We start from the raw sequence: 19179 nt of genomic DNA, 5'->3' as shown, positions 1-19179 counted from the left end.
ACGGCCGACCGCCGGTCGGCGCCGATCACCGGCCGGGCCCCTCGTCGTCGGCCGGCCCGGACGCCTCCCCGGCCTCCCCGTCCTGCGCCTCCCGCCCGTACAGCGAGGCCATGGACCGGGACGCCGACGCGAACCGGGCGCGCAGCGAGGCCGGGGCCAGCACCTCGGCCTCCGCGCCGAGCCCGAGCAGCTGGGAGAAGGCGATGTCCTCGCTCTCCACGGGAAGCGTCGCCGTCACCCGCCCGTCCGCCTCCCGCGTCCCCGCCGCCAGCGCCTCCCCGGCCGCCGCGCGGTCCGTCACGTACGGCAGCCGGCTGGCCCCCGCCTCCGTGAGCCGCAGGACGACCTCGGCGCGCAGGATCGACCGGGCGAACTCCGCCGCGCGCGCGGCCCAGAAGTCCGGCAGGGCGAACTCCTCGTCCCGTACGAAGTGCTCCGCGGAGAGCGCGACGGCCGAGAAGCGGTCCACCCGGTAGGTCCGGAAGGCCGTCCCGGAGCGCGCGCACAGGTACCAGACGCCCGCCTTGAGGACGAGACCGTACGGGGCGAGCTCGCGCTCCACCTCGCGGTCCGCGCGCCGGTAGCGCGCCGACACCATCCGGTCGTCCCAGACCGCCTCCGCGATCGGCGGCAGCATCTCCGGGCTCTCCGGCTCCTGGTACCAGCCCGGCGCGTCGAGCAGGAAGCGCTGCGCCACCGAGTCCGGGGCGTCCCGCAACGAGGGCAGCAGTGCCGCCGACACCTTCAGCCGGGCCGCCGACGCCGCGTCCTCCAGCCCCATGTCCCGCAGCGCCCCCGGCAGTCCGGACAGGAACAGCGCCTCGGCCTCGCCGCGCGCGAGCCCCGTCAGACGGGTCCGGTAGCCGCCGACGAGCCGGTAGCCGCCGGCCCTGCCCCGGTCCGCGTACACCGGCACCCCCGCCTCCGAGAGGGCGAGGGCGTCGCGGGTGACGGTCCGCTCCGACACCTCCAGCTCGGCGGCGAGTTCGGCCGCCGTCATCGAGGGACGGGACTGGAGCAGCAGGACCATCTTGATCAGCCGGGCGGCGCGCATGGCGTCCACCCTGCCACGCCCGAGGGGCCGCACCCGTACCGGAAGTACGGACGCGGCCCCTCGGGGGACGTGCCGGGTGCTACAGGCCGTAGCGCTCGCGCGCCTCCTTCACGGCCGAGGCCGGGACCTCGCCGCGGCGGGCCAGCTGCGCGAGGGCCGCGACGACGATCGACTGGGCGTCGACGCCGAAGTGGCGGCGGGCCGCGTCACGGGTGTCCGACAGGCCGAAGCCGTCCGCACCGAGCGAGGACCAGTCCTGCTCGACCCACTGCGCGATCTGGTCGGGGACCTGGCGCATGTAGTCGGAGACCGCGAGGACCGGGGACTCGACGCCCTCCAGGGCCCGGCGGATGTACGGCACCTGCTCCTCGCCGCGCAGCAGCGCGGCGTCGGCCTCCAGCGCGTCGCGCCGCAGCTCCGTCCAGGAGGTCGCGGACCACACGTCGGCGCCCACGCCCCACTCGGCGGCGAGCAGCTTCTGCGCCTCCAGGGCCCAGTGGATGGCCGTACCGGAGGAGAGGAGCTGGATGCGCGAGGCGTTCGCCGGGAGGTCGAGGCCCGCGGACTCCGCCGTGTTGAAGCGGTAGAGGCCCTTGACGATGCCCTCGTCGATGCCGGCCGGCTTGGCGGGCTGCGGCATGGGCTCGTTGTAGACCGTCAGGTAGTAGAAGACGTTCTGGTCCTCGCCCTCGGCGGCCTCGCCGTACATCCGGCGCAGACCCTCCTTGACGATGGCCGCGACCTCGTAGGCGAACGCCGGGTCGTACGTCAGCGCCGCCGGGTTGGTCGCCGCGATCACCGGCGAGTGGCCGTCGGCGTGCTGCAGGCCCTCACCGGTCAGGGTCGTCCGGCCCGCGGTGGCCCCGACGAGGAAGCCGCGGCCGAGCTGGTCGCCGAGCTGCCACATCTGGTCGGCGGTCCGCTGCCAGCCGAACATCGAGTAGAAGATGTAGAACGGGATCATCGCCTCGCCGTGCGTGGAGTACGCGGTGGAAGCGGCGATGAAGTCGGCCATCGAGCCGGCCTCGGTGATCCCCTCGTTGAGGATCTGGCCGTTGACGGCCTCCTTGTAGTACATCAGCTGGTCGCGGTCGACCGGCTCGTACGTCTGGCCCTTAGGCGAGTAGATGCCGAGCGACGGGAACAGCGACTCCATACCGAAGGTACGGGCCTCGTCGGGGACGATCGGGACCCAGCGCTTGCCGGTCTCCTTGTCCCGGATCAGGTCCTTCACCAGGCGGACGAAGGCCATCGTGGTCGCCATCGACTGCGTGCCGGAGCCCTTGTCGAAGGCGGTGAAGGCCTTCTCGGCCGGGGCCGGCAGCGGGGCGATCGCGTGGGTGCGGCGGGCCGGGGCCGGACCGCCGAGCGCCGCGCGGCGCTCCTGCAGGTAGCGGACCTCGGGGGAGTCGGCGCCCGGGTGGCCGTACGGCACCTGGCCGTCCTCGAACTGCGCGTCGGAGATCGGCAGTTCGAGAAGGTCACGCATGTTCTTGAACTCGTCGTTCGTGAGCTTCTTCATCTGGTGGTTCGCGTTCTTCGACGCGAAGCCCTCACCGAGGGTGAAGCCCTTGACGGTCTGCGCGAGGATGACCGTCGGCGCGCCCTTGAACTCGACGGCGGCCTTGTACGCGGCGTACACCTTGCGCGGCTCGTGGCCACCGCGCGAGAGGTGGAAGCACTCCAGGATCTTGTCGTCCGACAGCAGCTTCGCCATCTCGACGAGCGCCGGGTCCTTGCCGAAGAAGTCCTCGCGGATGTAGGCGGCGTCGCGGGTCTGGTACGTCTGGACCTGCGCGTCCGGCACCTCGCGGAGGCGGCGGACGAGGGCGCCGGTGGTGTCGAGCGCGAAGAGCTCGTCCCAGGCGTTGCCCCACAGCGACTTCACGACGTTCCAGCCGGCGCCGCGGAACTGGGCCTCCAGCTCCTGCACGATCTTGAAGTTGGCGCGGACCGGGCCGTCGAGGCGCTGCAGGTTGCAGTTGATGACGAAGGTCAGGTTGTCCAGACCCTCGCGGGCGGCCAGGGCGAGGGCCGCGGTCGACTCGGGCTCGTCCATCTCGCCGTCGCCGAGGAACGCCCACACGTGCGAGGCGGAGACGTCCTTGATGCCGCGGTTGGTCAGGTAGCGGTTGAAGCGCGCCTGGTAGATCGCGGAGAGCGGGCCCAGGCCCATGGAGACGGTGGGGAACTCCCACAGCCAGGGGAGGCGGCGGGGGTGCGGGTAGGAGGGCAGGCCGTTGCCGCCGGACTCCTGCCGGAAGTTGTCGAGGTGGGCCTCGTTCAGGCGCCCGTCCAGGAACGCGCGGGCGTAGATGCCGGGGGCGGCGTGACCCTGGATGTAGAGCTGGTCGCCGGAACCGTCGGCTTCCTTGCCCTTGAAGAAGTGGTTGAAGCCGGTCTCGTACAGCCAGGCGGCCGACGCGAACGTGGCGATGTGACCGCCGACGCCGTACTTCGAGCCGCGGCTGACCATCGCGGCCGCGTTCCAGCGGTTCCAGGCGGTGATCCGGCGCTCCATGGCCTCGTCGCCGTCGAAGGCGGCGCCCGTCGGCTCGGCGGAGGTCGGGATGGTGTTGACGTAATCGGTCTCCAGCAGCTTCGGCAGGGCCAGGCCCGCGCCTTCGGCGTGCTGCAGGGTGCGGCGCATCAGGTAGGCGGCCCGGTGGGGGCCGGCGGCCTTGGTGACGGCGTCCAGGGAGGCCGCCCACTCGGCGGTCTCCTCGGTGTCACGGTCCGGGAGCTGGTCGAGCTCGCTCGGAGTCTTGCCTACGGGATCGGTCATGATCGCCGCCTTCCGGACAGATGGGGTGGAGATGGGGTGCCTTGTCTGGCAGGACAGGGCGAAGGGCCGGGTAGCGGCCCGCCGAAGACTGTAAACCGGCGATCGATGATCGATCAAAGGGTTGAAGGGGAAAACCTCTTCAGATCGAGAAAGTCGGCACAGGGTGCCGCGAAACAGGGCACCCGGTGCCTTGTTTCCGCAGGTGGGGGCCGCTTTCTGAGGAGGTGTGCGCACGGATGAGCGGGCATGGATGAGCGGGCCCACCCATGGGTGGGCCCGCTCATCCGTCCGGGACGGGAAAGGGGGTCAGGCGCGCGGCGCGCAGCCCAGCACGTGCGCCTTCACCAGGGCGCCGATGTTCGGATCGCCCCGCCGGAAGGCCTCCACCAGCTCCTGGTGCTCCTCCGCGTACGACTTCTGGACCGTGCCCAGCCAGCGGATCGACAGGGCCGTGAAGACCTCGATGCCGAGCGTCTCCCAGGTGTGCAGCAGGACCGCGTTCCCCGCGGCCTTCACCAGCTCCCGGTGGAAGGCCACCGTGTGCCGCACCTGGGCCGTGCCGTCGGAGGTCGCGTCCGCCTCGTACAGGGCGGCCACGTGCGGCTCCAGGGCCGAGCAGTCCGCCGCGAGCCGTCCGGCCGCCAGCTCGGCCGCGATCTGCTCCAGACCGGCCCGGACGGGGTAGCTCTCCTCCAGGTCGGCGGCGGTCAGGTTGCGGACCCGGACGCCCTTGTTCGGCGCCGACTCGATCAGCCGCAGCGACTCCAGCTCCCGCAGCGCCTCGCGCACCGGCGTCTGGCTGACCTCCAGCTCGGTCGCGATCCGGCGCTCCACGATCCGCTCTCCCGGCTTCCAGCGGCCGCTCACGATCCCCTCCACGATGTGCTCGCGGATCTGCTCGCGCAGCGAGTGGACGACGGGGACGGTCATGAAGCGGCTCCTCGGGGAGTGTTGACTCTAAAGACAATACGGCGGCGCCCCCGTCCGGAAACACTTCCGGACGGGGGCGCCGCAGGTGAGGCTCGTTACGTTGCCCCGGTGCATGCCTTTCGGCGTACCGCCTACAGACCGAGGTCGACCTCGAACTCGCCGGCCTCGAGGATCGCCTTGACCGAGGTCAGGTAGCGGGCGGCGTCGGCGCCGTCCACCAGACGGTGGTCGTAGGACAGCGCGACGTACGTCATGTCGCGGATCGCGATCGTCTCACCCAGGTCCGGGTGGTTGATGACGACCGGACGGCGCACGGTGGCGCCGATGCCCAGGATGGCGACCTGGTTCGGGGGCACGATGATCGTGTCGAACAGCGCGCCGCGCGAACCGGTGTTGGAGATGGTGAAGGTCGCACCGGCCAGGTCGTCCGGGGTGATCTTGCTGGCGCGCACGGCGCCGGCCAGCTCCGCGGTCTTCTTCGAGATGCCGGCGATGTTGAGGTCGCCCGCACCCTTGATGACCGGGGTCATCAGACCCTTCTCGGAGTCCACCGCGATACCGATGTTCTCGGTGTCGAAGTAGGTGATCGTGCCCTCGTCCTCGTTGATCCGGGCGTTGATGACCGGGTGGGCCTTCAGCGCCTGGGCCGCCGCCTTCACGAAGAACGGCATCGGGGACAGCTTGACGCCCTCGCGGGACGCGAACGCGTCCTTGGCGCGGGCGCGCAGCTTCATCAGCTTGGTGATGTCGACCTCGACCACCGAGGTCAGCTGGGCCTGGCCGTGCAGCGCCTTCATCATGTTGTCGCCGATGACCTTGCGCATGCGGGTCATCTTGACGGTCTGCCCGCGCAGCGGGGAGGCCTCCAGGGCCGGGGCCTTGGCGGCCGGAGCAGCCGCGGCCGGGGCCGGGGCGGCGGCGGCCTTCTTGGCCTCGGCGGCCGCGAGGACGTCCTGCTTGCGGATCCGGCCGCCGACGCCCGAACCCTTGACGGCCGCGAGGTCGACACCGTTCTCGGTGGCGAGCTTGCGGACGAGCGGGGTCACGTAGGCGCCGTCCTCGGCGGGGGCGGCCGCGGGGGTCGCCGGAACCGGGGTGACGACGGCGGGCGCGATCGACGGCGCGGCGGCGACCGGCGCCGGGGCGGCCACCGGAGCGGCCGGGGCGGCCGGCGCGGGGGCCGGAGCCGGGGCGGCGGGGGCGGCCGGGGCCGGAGCCTCGGCGGCCGGAGCCGGCGCGGCGGGAGCCGGGGCAGCGGCGGCGGGAGCCGGAGCCGCGGGGGCCGGGGCGGCGGCCGGAGCCGCACCCGCGGCACCGATGACGGCGAGCTTGGCGCCGACCTCGGCGGTCTCGTCCTCGGCGACGACGATCTCCAGGAGAACGCCGGAGGCCGGGGCGGGGATCTCGGTGTCGACCTTGTCCGTGGAGACCTCGAGCAGCGGCTCGTCGGCCTCGACGGTCTCGCCGACCGACTTCAGCCAGCGGGTCACGGTGCCCTCGGTGACGGACTCGCCCAGCGCGGGCAGCACGACGTCCGTGCCCTCGGCGGAACCGCCGCCGGCGGCCGCCTCGGCCGTCGGCGCCGGAGCCGGCTCCTGGGCCTCGGTGGACGGGGCGGCCTGCGGGGCCTCCTCGGCCGCGGGCTCGGCGGCCGGAGCCGGAGCGGCCTCGGCGGCCGGAGCGGCCTCGGCCGCCGGGGCGCCCGAGCCGTCGTCGATGATGGCCAGCTCGGCGCCGACCTCGACCGTCTCGTCCTCGGCGACCTTGATGGAGGCCAGGATGCCCGAGGCGGGGGCGGGGATCTCGGTGTCGACCTTGTCGGTCGAGACCTCGAGCAGCGGCTCGTCGGCCTCGACACGCTCACCCTCGGCCTTGAGCCAGCGGGTGACGGTGCCCTCGGTGACGCTCTCGCCGAGCGCCGGCAGGGTTACGGAAACCGACATGGTTTCAGTTGCTCCTAACGAATTGCGGAAAGTGGTCGTCGCGCCCTGTGATGACGTGAGCGTCAGTCGTGGGAGTGCAGAGGCTTGCCGGCCAGGGCCAGGTGGGCCTCGCCGAGCGCCTCGTTCTGCGTCGGGTGGGCGTGGATGAGCTGCGCGACCTCGGCCGGCAGCGCCTCCCAGTTGTAGATCAGCTGTGCTTCGCCGACCTGCTCGCCCATGCGGTCACCGACCATGTGGACGCCGACCACGGCACCGTCCTTGACCTGGACGAGCTTGATCTCGCCCGCGGTCTTGAGGATCTTGCTCTTGCCGTTGCCCGCCAGGTTGTACTTGAGGGCGACGACCTTGTCCGCGCCGTAGATCTCCTTGGCCTTCGCCTCGGTGATGCCGACGGAGGCGACCTCGGGGTGGCAGTACGTCACCCGGGGCACGCCGTCGTAGTCGATCGGGACGGCCTTCAGGCCGGCCAGGCGCTCCGCGACGAGGATGCCCTCGGCGAAGCCGACGTGCGCGAGCTGGAGCGTCGGGACGAGGTCGCCCACGGCCGAGATCGTCGGCACGTTGGTGCGCATGTACTCGTCGACCAGGACGTAGCCGCGGTCCATCGCGACGCCCTGCTCCTCGTAACCGAGACCGGCGGAGACCGGGCCGCGGCCGATGGCGACCAGCAGGACCTCGGCCTCGAACGTCTTGCCGTCGGCCAGGGTGACCTTGACGCCGTTGTCGGTGTACTCGGCGGACTGGAAGAAGGTGCCGAGGTTGAACTTGATGCCGCGCTTGCGGAACGCGCGCTCAAGAAGCTTCGAGCTGTTCTCGTCCTCGACCGGGACCAGGTGCTTCAGGCCCTCGATCACCGTGACGTCGGTGCCGAAGGACTTCCACGCCGAGGCGAACTCGACGCCGATGACGCCGCCGCCCAGGATGATCGCGGACTCCGGGACGCGGTCCAGGGTCAGCGCGTGGTCCGAGGAGATGATCCGGTTGCCGTCGATCTCCAGGCCGGGGAGGGACTTCGGCACGGAACCGGTGGCCAGGAGGACGTGGCGACCCTCGACCCGGCGGCCGTCGACGTCGACGGAGGTCGGGGAGGACAGGTGGCCGGTGCCCTCGATGTAGGTCACCTTGCGGGAGGCGACGAGACCCTGCAGGCCCTTGTACAGGCCCGAGATCACGTCGTCCTTGTACTTGTGCACGGCCTTGATGTCGATGCCCTCGAAGGAGGCCTTGACACCGAACTGCTCCGCCTCGCGGGCCTGGTCGGCGACCTCGCCGGCGTGGAGCAGGGCCTTCGTCGGGATGCAGCCGTTGTGCAGGCAGGTGCCGCCGAGCTTGTTCTTCTCGATCAGTGCGACGTCCAGGCCCAGCTGCGCTCCGCGCAGCGCCGCGGCGTAACCGCCGCTACCGCCGCCGAGGATCACTAGGTCGAAAACGGTGCTGGCGTCGTTCGCCACGTCACGTCCTCCATGCATGTGCGCTCGTCGCCGGTCCCCTCGTTCCCCTTTCGGGTGAGGACCGGTCGGTCGGCTGGTGTGCGGCCGCTATTTTTCGGCCCTGTGGTGGGGGCCCTGTCCTGCCGAGAACCCATCTTCGCACTTGTTGACGGATGGCGGGACGCGGGGCCGGTGTGTGAGATCGGCCGATCGTCCGTACCCGGGGGTAATCACCGGGTGCGGACGTACGGATTTCGTCGCGGGCGAACGGCGGGCGAACGGCGGGCGAAGGGACGGCCCCGAGGACCGGAGTCCTCGGGGCCGTCGCCGTCACACGGCCGCTCAGACCTCGCCGGCCGCCGTGCGCTCGGCCAGCTTCACCAGGGTGCGGACCGAGGAGCCGGTGCCGCCCTTGGGGGTGTAGCCGTACGGCGCGCCCTCGTGGAAGGCCGGGCCCGCGATGTCCAGGTGGGCCCACGGGATGCCCTCGCCCACGAACTCCTGGAGGAAGAGACCGGCGACCAGGCCGCCGCCCATCCGCTCGCCCATGTTGGCGATGTCGGCGGTGGGGGAGTCCATGCCCTTACGCAGGTCGGCGGGGAGCGGCATCGGCCAGGACGCCTCGCCGACCTCCTCCGCGATCTCGTGGATCGAGGAGCGGAACTCGTCGTCGTTGGCCATGATGCCGAAGGTGCGGTTGCCCAGCGCGAGGACCATCGCGCCGGTCAGGGTCGCCACGTCGACGATCGCGTCCGGGTGCTCCTCCGAGGCGCGGGTCAGCGCGTCGGCGAGGACGAGCCGGCCCTCGGCGTCGGTGTTCAGGACCTCGACGGTCTTGCCGCTGTACATGCGCAGCACGTCACCCGGGCGGGTGGCGGAGCCGGACGGCATGTTCTCGGCGAGGGCGAGCCAGCCCGTGACGTTGACCTGGAGGCCGAGGCGGGCCGCGGCGACGACGGTGGAGAACACGGCGGCGGCGCCGCTCATGTCGCACTTCATCGTCTCGTTGTGGCCGGCCGGCTTGAGGGAGATGCCGCCCGAGTCGTAGGTGATGCCCTTGCCGACCAGGGCGAGGGTCTTCTCCGCCTTCGCGTGGGTGTAGGCGACCCGGACCAGGCGCGGCGGGTTCTCGGAGCCCTTGCCGACGCCCAGGATGCCGCCGTAGCCGCCCTTGGCGAGGGCCTTCTCGTCGAGGACCTGGACCTTGAGCCCGTGCTCCTTGCCGGCGGCCTGGGCGGCGGCCGCGAAGGCGGCCGGGGTCAGGTCGTTCGGCGGCATGTTGATCAGGTCGCGGGCGCGGTTGATCTCCTCGGCGACGGCCAGGGCGCGCTCCGCGGCGGCCTTGTGGGCCTTGTCGCGCGGCTTGGCGCCGAGCAGGGCGACCTCGCCCAGCGGCTTCTTCGCGTCCTTGCCGGCGTCCTGGTACTGCGTGAAGGCGTACGCGCCGAGCAGGGCGCCCTCGGCGATGGCGCCGGCGTCCTCGGCGTCCTCGATCGGCAGCGCGAACGCGGCCTTCTTCGCGCCGGTCAGGACGCGGGCGGCGACACCCGCGGCCCGGCGGAGGGTCTCCGCGGCGTAGGCCTCGCCGTCCTCGGGGGCGGAGCCCAGGCCGACGGCCAGGACGACGGGGGCCTTGAGGCCGGAGGGGGCGGGCAGCTTGGTCGCCTCACCCTCGGCACCGGAGGCACCCAGCGTCTCCAGGACGGCGGCGAGCCGGCCGTCGAAGGCCTTGTCGACGGCCTCGGCGCCCGGGGCGACGACGAGCGTCTTCCCGGACTTCGCGACGCCGACGACCAGGGCGTCGGCGCGCAGCGTCGCCGCGCCGGCAGTGCTGAGAGTGAGAGCAGTCACGGTGGTGAAATCTCGCTTCCATTGAGTTCTGTGGCGGTCGAGGGATGGGCCGACCGTGCCCGCCGCATCGTATTTCGGCCCGGAGAGCGCCGAGAACGAGCCTACGCTCGCTCGCCCGGTTCGCTCACGGCGGCGTTGGTTCACTCATCCGTGGTGTCTCTTTCATGTTTACCGTTCCGGCCCGGAGTGCTCCTCCACACTCACCTCAGTCACGCAAGGACGACCCGCTCGTCTTCGCATCATCTGCATCATCTCCACAGGTTCGCCGCCCCGGCCCCCGGTGCGCGGGGACCTGCCGAGGGGGGACACCACCTGATGGACTCCGGCCGAATCCGTATGCCCGGAAGCGCCCGCCGCACCCGCGGCGGCACCCGCACCGCGCCCCGCACCGCCCGCGTCGCGGCCCTCGCCGCCGCCGCGCTGCTCGCCACCGTCGTCCCGTCCGCGCAGGCCCTCGCGGCCCCCGCGCCCCGGATCGACCTGACCGTCCTCGTCGTGGACGACGGCGGCAGCGCCGTCGGGGCGATCGCCGCCGAGCTCAAGGGCGCCGGCGTCCCGTACCGCACGATCGACCTGAACGACCCGAACCGGCCGGTCCTCAGCACGTCCTTCCTCAGCGACACGGTGGACGGCCGCCCCCGCGCCAAGTACCAGGGCGTGGTCCTGCCCCACGAGAGCGCCCTCGGCGCCGGCTCGGCCGAGCACACCGCCCTCCAGACGTACGAGCGCACCTTCGGGATCCCGCAGGTCGACGCCTACACCTGGTCGCACCCCGGCGTCGGCCTCGACTACACCGACCAGGGCGGGTGGTCCGGCGTCCTCGACGGGACCACCGCCGGCATCACGGCCGCCGGGACGGCGGGCCCCTTCCGGTACCTGGCCGGGTCCCTCACCTTCGAGGACAACGACCCCGCCATCGCCGAGAGCTACGGCTACGCGGGCCGCCCCCGGGCCGGCTACACCAGCTACGTGGACGTCCCCGTCGGCGGAGCGGCCGGCGGCCGGGCGAGCATCGTCGGCGAGTACACCGCCGACGGGCGCCGCGAACTGGTCGTCACCTTCGCCTACAACCAGTACCAGCGGCAGTTCCGGGCCCTCGCCCGGGGTATCGTCGAATGGCTCACCCAGGGCGTCCATCTCGGCCAGAGCCGCAACTACCTCTCCGTGCACGTCGACGACGTCTTCGCCCCCGACGCCCGCTGGGACACCGGACTCGACTGCACGCCCGGCGACTTCGACTGCGTCGGCGACGACGGCGAGGGCGCGAACCCCATCCGGATGACCGTCGCCGACGCCCAGTACGCGGCCGCCTGGCAGAAGTCCTCCGGCTTCACCCTCGACATGGTCTACAACGGCGGCCAGGGCGAGCAGTGGAAGACCGAGCACGGCGGCTCCGACCCGCTCACCGACCGGCTCGTCGCCGACCGGGCCCAGTACCGGTGGATCAACCACACCTACACCCACCCCTTCCTGGGCTGCGTCCAGGACAACACCGTCGTCCCCTGGCAGTGCGCCAAGGACACCCGCGGCAACACCCTCTGGGTCAGCCGCGCCGAACTGTCCGCCCAGATCCGCGACAACCACGACTGGGCCGTTCGCAAGGGCATCGCCGTCGACCGCTCCGAACTGGTCACCGGCGAGCACTCCGGCCTCAGGACCCTGCCCCAGCAGCCCGTCGACAACCCCCACCTGGCCGGCGCCCTCGCCGACAACGGCGTCAAGTGGACCGCGAGCGACAACTCCCGCGAACCCCGGCAGCGCGCGGTCGGCACCGGCTCCGGCGCCGCGAAGACCGTGCCCCGCCACCCGATGAACGTGTACTACAACGTGGGCACCGCCGCCGAGATGGCCGACGAGTACAACTGGATCTACACCTCCCGCGCCGACGGCGGCAGCGGCGTCTGCGAGTCCAACCCGGCCTCCACCTGCCTGCCCGCCCCGCTCCCCACGGCCACCGGCTACGCCGACCACATCGTGCCGCAGGAGGCCCGCACCGCCCTCTCCCACGTCCTCGGCAACGACCCCCGGCCGCACTACGTGCACCAGTCGAACCTCGCCGAGGAACGCCTCCTCTACCCCGTCCTCGACCGGGTGCTGGCCGACTACCGGGGCCTGTTCGCCCCCAGCGCGCCCCTCGTCAACCCGGCCCAGCGGGACGTCGGCACCGAGCTGACCCGCCGCGCCGCCTGGGACCAGGCCCTCGCCGCCGGGAAGGTCACCGCCTACCGCATCGGCACCGCGGTCACCGTCAAGGCACCCGCCGGCGTCAGCGCGCCCGTCACCGCCCCCGAGGGCACCCGCAAGCGCCTCGTCCTCGGCACCGCCGCCTTCGGCACGCCGTACGCCGGGACCCGGTCCGCCTGGACCGCGCCCGAAGCGCTCCAGACGAGCGTCACACTCACACTGCCGACCGCCTGACCGGCACGTTCTGGGGGGAACCGCACATGTCGAGCAGTGGCCGTCACGTCACCATGCTCACCGAAGGCACCTACCCGCATGTCCACGGCGGCGTCAGCACCTGGTGCGACCAGCTCGTCCGCGGCATGCCCGAGGTCGACTTCGAGATCCTCGCCCTCACCGGCAGCGGCCGCGAACCCGTCACCTGGGAGCTGCCGCCCAACGTCACCCGGCACACCGCCTTCCCGCTCTGGGGAATCCCGCAGGGACCGACCGCGCCCGGCCTCCTGGCCGCCGCGCGGCGGCCCCTGCGGGGGCCGGCGCGCCGCCGCTTCCTCGATGCCTACGAGCGCCTGCTGCTGGCGCTCCTCGACCCCGAGGCGGGCTGCGACTTCGGCGCCGGCCTGTACGAACTCGCCGAACTCGCCCGGCAGGGACGGCTGACCCAGGCCCTGCGCTCCGAGGCGGCCCTGCGCTCCCTGATGTGGATCTGGACGATGCCGCACCTGCCGACCCTCGCGGCCCGGCCCACCGTCCACGACGCCCTCACCGCCACCGACCTGCTCGAACACGCCCTGCGGCCGCTCGCCGCCCGGATAGCCGGCGACGGCGTCGCCCACGCCGTCTCCAGCGGCCTCGCCACCCTCCCGGCGCTCGCCGCACAGCACTTCGAAGGAGTGCCCTTCCTGCTCACCGAACACGGCATCTACCTCCGCGAGCGCTACCTCGGGTACCGCACCGAGGCGCAACGCTGGCCCGTGAAGGCCCTCATGCTCGGCTTCTACCGGGAGCTGAACACCCTCGGCTACCGCAAGGCCGACCTCATCACCCCCTGCAACCAGTACAACCGGCGCTGGGAGGAGCGCGGCGGCGCCCCCGCCGACCGCATCCGCACCGTCTACAACGGCGTCGACCCGGCCCTCTTCCCCGAGGCCGGACCCGAACCCGAGACCCCCACGCTCAGCTGGTGCGGCCGCGTCGACCCCATCAAGGACCTGGAGACCCTGATCAGGGCGTACGCCGTCTGCCGGGCAGAACTCCCGGCGCTGCGGCTGCGGTTGTTCGGTCCGGTGCCCGCCGGGAACGAGGACTACCTCACCCGGCTGGAGAAGCTCGCCGCCGAACTCGGCGTCACCGACGGCGTCACCTTCGAGGGCCGGATCTCCGACGTGCCCAGCGCCTATGCGGCCGGCAGCGTGGTGATGCTCTCCTCCATCAGCGAGGGCTTCCCCTTCTCCCTCATCGAGGCCATGTCCTGCGGGCGCGCCACCGTCTCCACCGATGTCGGCGGGGTGCGGGAGGCCGTCGGCGACGCCGGGATCGTCGTGCCGCCCCGCGAACCCGCCGTGATGGCGGCCGCCGTCACCGCCCTCCTCCGTGACGGCGCCCGCCGCGCCGAACTCGGCCGGCGGGCCCGGCAGCGGGTCGTCGACCGGTTCACCCTGCACCGCTCGGTGGACGGCTTCCGCCAGATCTACCGCGAACTGGCAGGTGACCGGGTGCGCCCGGCGGCCCGTCCCCGGATCCGTACGAAGCTCTGGCCCGCCCGGCTCCCGGCCCCGCGCCGGATCGCCACCCCGGCCCTCGTGGCGGGAGGCACCCCCGTATGAGCGGCTCCCTGTGGCTGAAGCCCCCGCGCACCGAGACACCGCTGCCGGCGATCCCGCGCCCGAGACGCGCGGACACCCCGGCCGGCCCACCACCGACCCACCCCGGACCGGCGCCCGCGACGTCCGACCGGAGTCCGGCCACCCCGGTGGGGTCGACCACGGCGCCCGCCGCCGGGCGGTCGAAGGTCCCCGGGCCGTCGGCTGGCCACGGCGACCGGACGGCCTCCGCCGGGGGACCCGCCGGCCCCGCCGGAGGCCCGACCCCGTCGGTCGACCACTCGCCGGCCTCCGCGGGAACCGCGACCTCGGCCGGGCATCCGCCCAGGTCCGCCGGAGGCGCGCCGCACCCGCTCGGGGATCCGGCGCACCCCGCCGTGGCCCCGGCACCGCCCGGCGGCCTCGCCGACGATCCGCTCGACGAGCTCGCCGCGCGGCTCGGGGGGCTCGTCGCGGTCGCCGTGCACCCCGACGAGATCGCCGCCGTCCTGGAGTCCGACGGCATGACGGACGACCACATCCGCCTCACCTACGGCCGCGCCGACTCCTTCGCGCTCGCCGAGGACCTCTACGCGCGCGTGGAGCGGCGCCACCCCGCACCGGAGGCGCCGCCCGGCGGCGCCTGGCACACCGGGCTCGCCGGCTGCCTCCTGCGCGGGCTCGTCTTCGCCCTCCCCGGGCTGGCGTACGTCCTCGCCGCCCCCCTGCTCGCCGGGGAGGCGGGCCGGTCCGGGCTTCCGGGCGGAACGGTTCCGCTGCTCGCCGGCGCCGTCACCGGCTGGGTCTGGAACCAGGCACTCGCCCATCGCGCGTATACCTGGCTCGGCCTCGGCGACCGGCGCGCGGCCGCCCGCACCCTGCTCCTCGGGGCCCCGGCCGGCGCCCTCGCCGGCACGGCCGTCGCGTTCGCGGCGGCCCCGCCCGGCGAGACCCCGGCGGCCCTGTTCGCCGCCGGGCAGGCGCTCTACCTGGCCGCCGCGACCGTGCTCCTCGTCCTCGGCCGCGAACGCGCCCTGCTCTGCGCCCTGGCGCCGCTCGCGGGAGCCGTCCCCGCCTTCCGCTGGGACCTGCCCGACCTCCTGCGCGCCGGCCTCCTCCTCACCGCGCTCACCGCGAGCGTCGCCTTCGCGGGGCTCGTCCTCGCACCGGGCGCACGGCGGCACGCGGCGGGACGCGGCGGACCCCCGCGCGCGGCCTCCCTGCCGTACGGCCTCTTCGGTCTGGGCAGCGGACTGCTGGTGCTCCAGGCGGGCTTCGGCGACACACCGGTGAGCGGCGCGGGCGCCGTCATCGCGCTGACCCTCTCCATGGGGCCCGCCGAGTGGCTGCTGCACCGCTTCCGGGGCGAGAGCCTGACCCGGCTGCGGACCCAGTCCACCGCGCGCGAGTTCCGCCGCGCGGTCACCGGCACCCTCGTCCTCTGCCTGGGCGGATATCTCGCCGTCCTCGTCGCCCTCACCCTCGCCGTCACCCTGGCCTGGCCCGGGGCGCCCTGGCCGACGGGCCCGCGGCTCGTCGCGCTGCTCCTGGTCGGGACCGTGCTCTGGCTGGGGCTGCTGCTCCAGGCCTTCGGCGCGGTCCTCAGCGCGGCCGCCGTCTGCCTCCTCGCGGTCGCGACGCAGACGCTGGAACCCGCGGCGGGCCCGGTGGCCGCCGGGGGAGCGGCGGCCGTGCTCGCCGTCCTCACCTGCGTCCTGCTGGTCCGGCCGACCGCCCACCGCGTCTGACCGCCCACCGCCTCCGAGGGACCCCGTGAACCACCTCCTCCTGGTGCCGTTCTACGAGCACCCGGCCGACCGGCCCGAGGCCTGGTCGGCCCTCGTCGACGCGGCGCCGTCGCTGTACGGCGTCGTCGTCAACCCCGCCAGCGGCGCGGGCGAGGCCCCCGACCCGGCGTTCGCGGCGGCCGCCGACCGGCTTCGGGCGGCCGGGGTGCGGCTCCTGGGCTACGCGGACACCGACTACGGGCGGCGCCCGCACGCCGAGGTCGTCACCGACCTGCTCCGCCACCGCGACTGGTACGGCACCGACGGCGCCTTCCTCGACCAGGTCTCCACCGCGCCCGGCGCCCTGGCCCACTACCGCCGGCTCGCGGTCGCGGCCCGGTCCGCCGGGGCCGCGACCCTGGTGCTCAACCACGGCGCCCATCCGGACCCGGGCTACGAGGAGTTCGCCGACCTGCTCGTCACGTTCGAGGGCCCCTGGGACACGTACCGGACGCTGGACCTGCCGGTCGCGCCCCACTACTGCCACCTGGTGTACGCGGCTCCGCCCGGCGTCCGGCCGGTCACCCCGGTGCACTGCGCCGTCCCCGGCACGGGGGCCCACCCCTGGGGCACCCTCCCGGACCTCCCGGAACCCGCCCGCTGACCCGGCGGCCCACGGCCAGGGGTTCAGCCGAGGGCCAGGACCACCAGCGCCGTCGTCACGGCCGTCTCCTCCACCGCTCCGAACACATCGCCCGTCACCCCGCCGAACCGGCGTACGCACCGGCGCAGGAGGGCCGCCGCCGCGCCCAGGGCGGCGCCGGCCGCGAGGACGTTGCGGACCGCGTCGTACGGGGAGAACAGCAGGCCCGTCGCCGCGAGCAGGACGAGGACGACCGCCGTCGAGAACGTCGCGGACCGGACGGGGACGGTCGCGGCGACGATCGCGCCGAGGCCCTCGGGGCGGGCCGCCGGGACGCCCTGGCGGGAGGCGTGGGTGAGGGCGAGGCGGGCGACGGTGGCGGCCAGGGCGGTGCCGACCGCGCCGTGCGCCCAGCCCTCCCCGTACAGCTCGAAGAGGGCGGCGACCTGGCCGAGGAGGACGAGGAGGAGCGCGATGACGCCGAAGGGGCCGACGTCCGACTGCTTCATGATGCGCAGCGCGTCCTCGGCGGGCTTGGCGCTGCCGAGGCCGTCGGCGGTGTCGGCGAGGCCGTCGAGGTGGAGGCCGCGGGTGAGGACGGCGGGCACCGCGGTGGAGACCACGGCGGCGAGCAGCGGCCCCGAGCCGAGGGCGAGGAACGCGCCGCCCAGCCCGGCGGCGAGGAACCCGACGACCAGACCCGCCAGCGGGGCGCAGAGCATGCCGGCGCGCGCCGCGTCCCGGTCCCAGCGGGTGATGCGGGCGGGGAACACCGTGAGGGTGCCGAAGGCGAAACGCAGGCCGTCCATCCGGGCAGGGTAATCGGCGCCTCCGGACGGTAGATTGCGCGTACCGGGCATTTCGCGTATTCCGGAACGGGGTGGCATGGGTCACTGGTTCTCCCGCAACATCGTCGAGCCGGGCAAGCTCCCGATGCTCCTCGCGCTGACCTCGTTCATCGTGACGTTCCTGGTCACGCGGACCATCGTCCGCCTCATCCGGGCGGGGAAGGGGCCCTTCGGGAACGTCTCCTCCGGCGGCCTCCACATCCATCACGTCGTGCCCGGCGTGGTCCTCACCGTCATCGGCGGTTTCGGCGCGGTCGGCAGCGACCGGCACGGTTTCGGCGCCGCCCTCTTCGCCGTGGTCTTCGGCGTCGGCGCGGGGCTCGTCCTGGACGAGTTCGCGCTGATCCTCCATCTCGACGACGTGTACTGGTCCGACGAGGGCCGCAAGAGCGTCGAGGTGGTCGTCCTCACCGCGGCCCTGGTCGGACTCACCCTGAGCGGCTTCTCGCCCCTGGGCGTCGACGACATGACAGCCGACGAACGCCAGGACCGGCTCACCTTCGTCCTGACCCTCGCGCTGAACTTCCTCCTCATCCTGATCACCCTGGTGAAGGGGAAGTTCCGGATGGCGGTGATCGGCACCCTGATCCCGTTCGTGGCGATCGTCGGCGCCGTCCGGCTGGCCCGCCCCGGCTCCTGGTGGGCCCGCCGGTTCTACGGGCGCCGCCACCGGGCCCGGGCCCGTTCCAGGATCCGCACCTACCGCCACGACAAGCGCTGGACCAGGATCCGGCGCCGTGCTCAGGACTTGATCGGCGGTTTCCAGGAGCGGGTCCCCGGGCGGGGCGGCTCCACGCCCTCCTGACCTCGCCCGCGCCAGGCCTGGACCCCCATCAGGACGAGGACCCCGGCGATGGCCGCCAGATGCTCCTTGCCCGCCAGGTTCGGCTTCACGATCACCTCGACCACCATCGCCACGACCACGAGCGCGCCCGTCCACCGGGCCCCGTACCGCCAGCACACGTAGACGGCGAGGCCGACCACGGCCGCCGACGGCCCGGTGTCGACGACCTGCGCGTCGGCGGCGGGCAGCCCGAACGGGCCGTCCGGGCCGAGGGCGATGCCCAGGCGCGCGTACAGCGTCCCGCAGAGCGTGGCCAGATAGGCGACGGCGAGCGTCCGCCACCGCCCGAGGCAGATCTCGGAGATCCCGAAGACCAGCAGCACCTGGGCGAGCGCGCCCCACACGGGCAGGTCGAGCGCGGGGACGAACAGCGACGGCGGGGTCCGGAGCAGCGCCAGCCAGAACGGGTCCTCGGCCCGCACCGAGCCGATGTCCTGGACCGGCTGATAGCCCCAGTCCTGGTTCTGCACCAGCTGGAAGAGGGCGGTGAGGCAGACGGCGGCGAGGGTCATGGGGACCGCCCGCCACCGCTTCGCGAGGAGGGCCGTCCGCACCGTGCCGAACAGCGGCCCCCACTCGCGGCGGGCGAACTCCCGGAGGGCGCGGCTCAACGGCCGCTCTCCAGGTGCCGGCGGTGCAGCCACTTCGGCAGCCCCGGCGCCTCCAGGAACCCCTCCGCCCGGCCGGCCGCGAGGCCGATGCGCAGCAGGTCCGCACTCTTCTCGAAGAGCATGAATCGGGGCTCCCAGATCGGTCGGTACTTGGCGTTGGCGCGGTACAGCGACTCGATCTGCCACCAGCGGGAGAAGAAACTGAGCAGCGAACGCCACATGCGCAGCACGGGCCCCGCCCCGAGCTTCGAGCCACGCTCGAAGACGGACCGGAACATCGCGAAGTTCAGCGAGACCTGAGTGATCCCGATCTCCTTGGCCCGCTGGAGGAGTTCGATGACCATGAACTCCATCAGGCCGTTCTCGGAGTCGCGGTCCCGGCGCATCAGGTCGAGCGACAGCCCCTTGGGACCCCACGGCACGAACGACAGCACGGCCCGCAGCTCGCCCTGCTCGTCGGTGCACTCCAGCATCACGCAGCGGCCGTCCCGGGGGTCGCCGAGCCGTCCCAGCGCCATCGAGAAGCCGCG

General features: G+C 73.3%; 14 protein-coding genes. 5 read left to right on the top strand and 9 right to left on the bottom strand.

Features of this window, described 5'->3' with window-relative positions; translation table 11 throughout:
- Window positions 1-25: 25 nt before the first annotated feature.
- The 6 genes from ACF09E_RS04725 to ACF09E_RS04700 form a co-directional block, all read right to left on the bottom strand.
- Entirely contained in the window at window positions 26-1054 is a 1029-nt protein-coding gene (locus ACF09E_RS04725; protein ID WP_392203882.1) for a helix-turn-helix transcriptional regulator, read from the bottom strand.
- Window positions 1055-1133: 79 nt separating this feature from the next.
- Window positions 1134-3839, bottom strand: a complete 2706-nt coding sequence (gene aceE, locus ACF09E_RS04720; protein ID WP_392203881.1) for a pyruvate dehydrogenase (acetyl-transferring), homodimeric type — start codon at window positions 3837-3839, stop codon at window positions 1134-1136.
- A gap of 306 nt (window positions 3840-4145) precedes the next feature.
- The gene (locus ACF09E_RS04715; protein ID WP_030314321.1) at window positions 4146-4769 is read right to left on the bottom strand and encodes a GntR family transcriptional regulator; all 624 of its coding nucleotides are present in this window, start codon (window positions 4767-4769) and stop codon (window positions 4146-4148) included.
- Between the two features lie 131 nt (window positions 4770-4900).
- Window positions 4901-6712 (bottom strand): 2-oxoglutarate dehydrogenase, E2 component, dihydrolipoamide succinyltransferase, encoded by a 1812-nt coding sequence (gene sucB, locus ACF09E_RS04710; RefSeq protein ID WP_392203880.1) that lies wholly within the window; start codon window positions 6710-6712, stop codon window positions 4901-4903.
- A gap of 62 nt (window positions 6713-6774) precedes the next feature.
- Complete coding sequence (gene lpdA, locus ACF09E_RS04705) at window positions 6775-8163, bottom strand: dihydrolipoyl dehydrogenase (RefSeq protein WP_361862707.1); 1389 nt, start codon at window positions 8161-8163, stop codon at window positions 6775-6777.
- Window positions 8164-8484: 321 nt separating this feature from the next.
- On the bottom strand, window positions 8485-9993 hold the full coding sequence (locus ACF09E_RS04700; protein ID WP_392203879.1) for a leucyl aminopeptidase: 1509 nt from the start codon (window positions 9991-9993) through the stop codon (window positions 8485-8487).
- A 315-nt stretch (window positions 9994-10308) separates the two neighbouring features.
- Here ACF09E_RS04700 and ACF09E_RS04695 point away from each other — a divergent pair, with 315 nt between their 5' ends.
- From ACF09E_RS04695 to ACF09E_RS04680, 4 genes are all read left to right on the top strand, one after another.
- Entirely contained in the window at window positions 10309-12411 is a 2103-nt protein-coding gene (locus tag ACF09E_RS04695; RefSeq protein WP_392203878.1) for a hypothetical protein, read from the top strand.
- A gap of 26 nt (window positions 12412-12437) precedes the next feature.
- On the top strand, window positions 12438-14000 hold the full coding sequence (gene pelF / locus ACF09E_RS04690) for a GT4 family glycosyltransferase PelF (RefSeq protein WP_392203877.1): 1563 nt from the start codon (window positions 12438-12440) through the stop codon (window positions 13998-14000).
- 374 nt (window positions 14001-14374) lie between these two features.
- The gene (locus ACF09E_RS04685; RefSeq protein ID WP_392203876.1) at window positions 14375-15724 is read left to right on the top strand and encodes a hypothetical protein; all 1350 of its coding nucleotides are present in this window, start codon (window positions 14375-14377) and stop codon (window positions 15722-15724) included.
- A gap of 25 nt (window positions 15725-15749) precedes the next feature.
- The gene (locus ACF09E_RS04680) at window positions 15750-16367 is read left to right on the top strand and encodes a spherulation-specific family 4 protein (RefSeq protein ID WP_361853846.1); all 618 of its coding nucleotides are present in this window, start codon (window positions 15750-15752) and stop codon (window positions 16365-16367) included.
- A gap of 23 nt (window positions 16368-16390) precedes the next feature.
- Here ACF09E_RS04680 and ACF09E_RS04675 read toward each other — a convergent pair whose 3' ends face one another.
- A complete protein-coding gene (locus tag ACF09E_RS04675; protein ID WP_392203875.1) occupies window positions 16391-17155 on the bottom strand; it encodes an adenosylcobinamide-GDP ribazoletransferase in 765 nt (254 codons plus the stop codon).
- Between the two features lie 76 nt (window positions 17156-17231).
- On the opposite strand from ACF09E_RS04675, the gene ACF09E_RS04670 reads away from it, so the two are divergent.
- Window positions 17232-17999: a hypothetical protein gene (locus ACF09E_RS04670; RefSeq protein WP_361853840.1), complete on the top strand. Its 768-nt coding sequence runs from the start codon at window positions 17232-17234 to the stop codon at window positions 17997-17999.
- On the opposite strand, the gene ACF09E_RS04665 is transcribed toward ACF09E_RS04670, so the two are convergent.
- Together ACF09E_RS04665 and ACF09E_RS04660 are read right to left on the bottom strand one after the other, a co-directional pair.
- Complete coding sequence (locus ACF09E_RS04665; protein ID WP_392203874.1) at window positions 17936-18649, bottom strand: hypothetical protein; 714 nt, start codon at window positions 18647-18649, stop codon at window positions 17936-17938. The two genes, ACF09E_RS04670 and ACF09E_RS04665, sit on opposite strands and share 64 nt — an antisense overlap.
- A partial coding sequence (locus tag ACF09E_RS04660; protein ID WP_392203873.1) for a phosphatidylglycerol lysyltransferase domain-containing protein occupies window positions 18646-19179 on the bottom strand: 534 nt, incomplete at its 5' end. The genes ACF09E_RS04665 and ACF09E_RS04660, both read right to left, overlap by 4 nt.

This window comes from Streptomyces sp. NPDC014891 (assembly GCF_043081085.1).
GTDB lineage: Bacteria > Actinomycetota > Actinomycetes > Streptomycetales > Streptomycetaceae > Streptomyces.
Note: the sequence above shows the minus strand (reverse complement) of the source record. Positions and strands in the feature narration are given on the sequence as shown.

Excerpts from the sequence above, each read along its gene's own strand:
- sucB (WP_392203880.1), bottom strand. The coding sequence starts at position 6,712 with ATGTCGGTTTCCGTAACCCTGCCGGCGCTCGGCGAGAGCGTCACCGAG.
- ACF09E_RS04725 (WP_392203882.1), bottom strand. The coding sequence starts at position 1,054 with ATGCGCGCCGCCCGGCTGATCAAGATGGTCCTGCTGCTCCAGTCCCGT.
- ACF09E_RS04715 (WP_030314321.1), bottom strand. The coding sequence starts at position 4,769 with ATGACCGTCCCCGTCGTCCACTCGCTGCGCGAGCAGATCCGCGAGCAC.
- ACF09E_RS04695 (WP_392203878.1), top strand. The coding sequence starts at position 10,309 with ATGGACTCCGGCCGAATCCGTATGCCCGGAAGCGCCCGCCGCACCCGC.
- pelF (WP_392203877.1), top strand. The coding sequence starts at position 12,438 with ATGTCGAGCAGTGGCCGTCACGTCACCATGCTCACCGAAGGCACCTAC.
- ACF09E_RS04675 (WP_392203875.1), bottom strand. The coding sequence starts at position 17,155 with ATGGACGGCCTGCGTTTCGCCTTCGGCACCCTCACGGTGTTCCCCGCC.
- ACF09E_RS04670 (WP_361853840.1), top strand. The coding sequence starts at position 17,232 with ATGGGTCACTGGTTCTCCCGCAACATCGTCGAGCCGGGCAAGCTCCCG.
- aceE (WP_392203881.1), bottom strand. The coding sequence starts at position 3,839 with ATGACCGATCCCGTAGGCAAGACTCCGAGCGAGCTCGACCAGCTCCCG.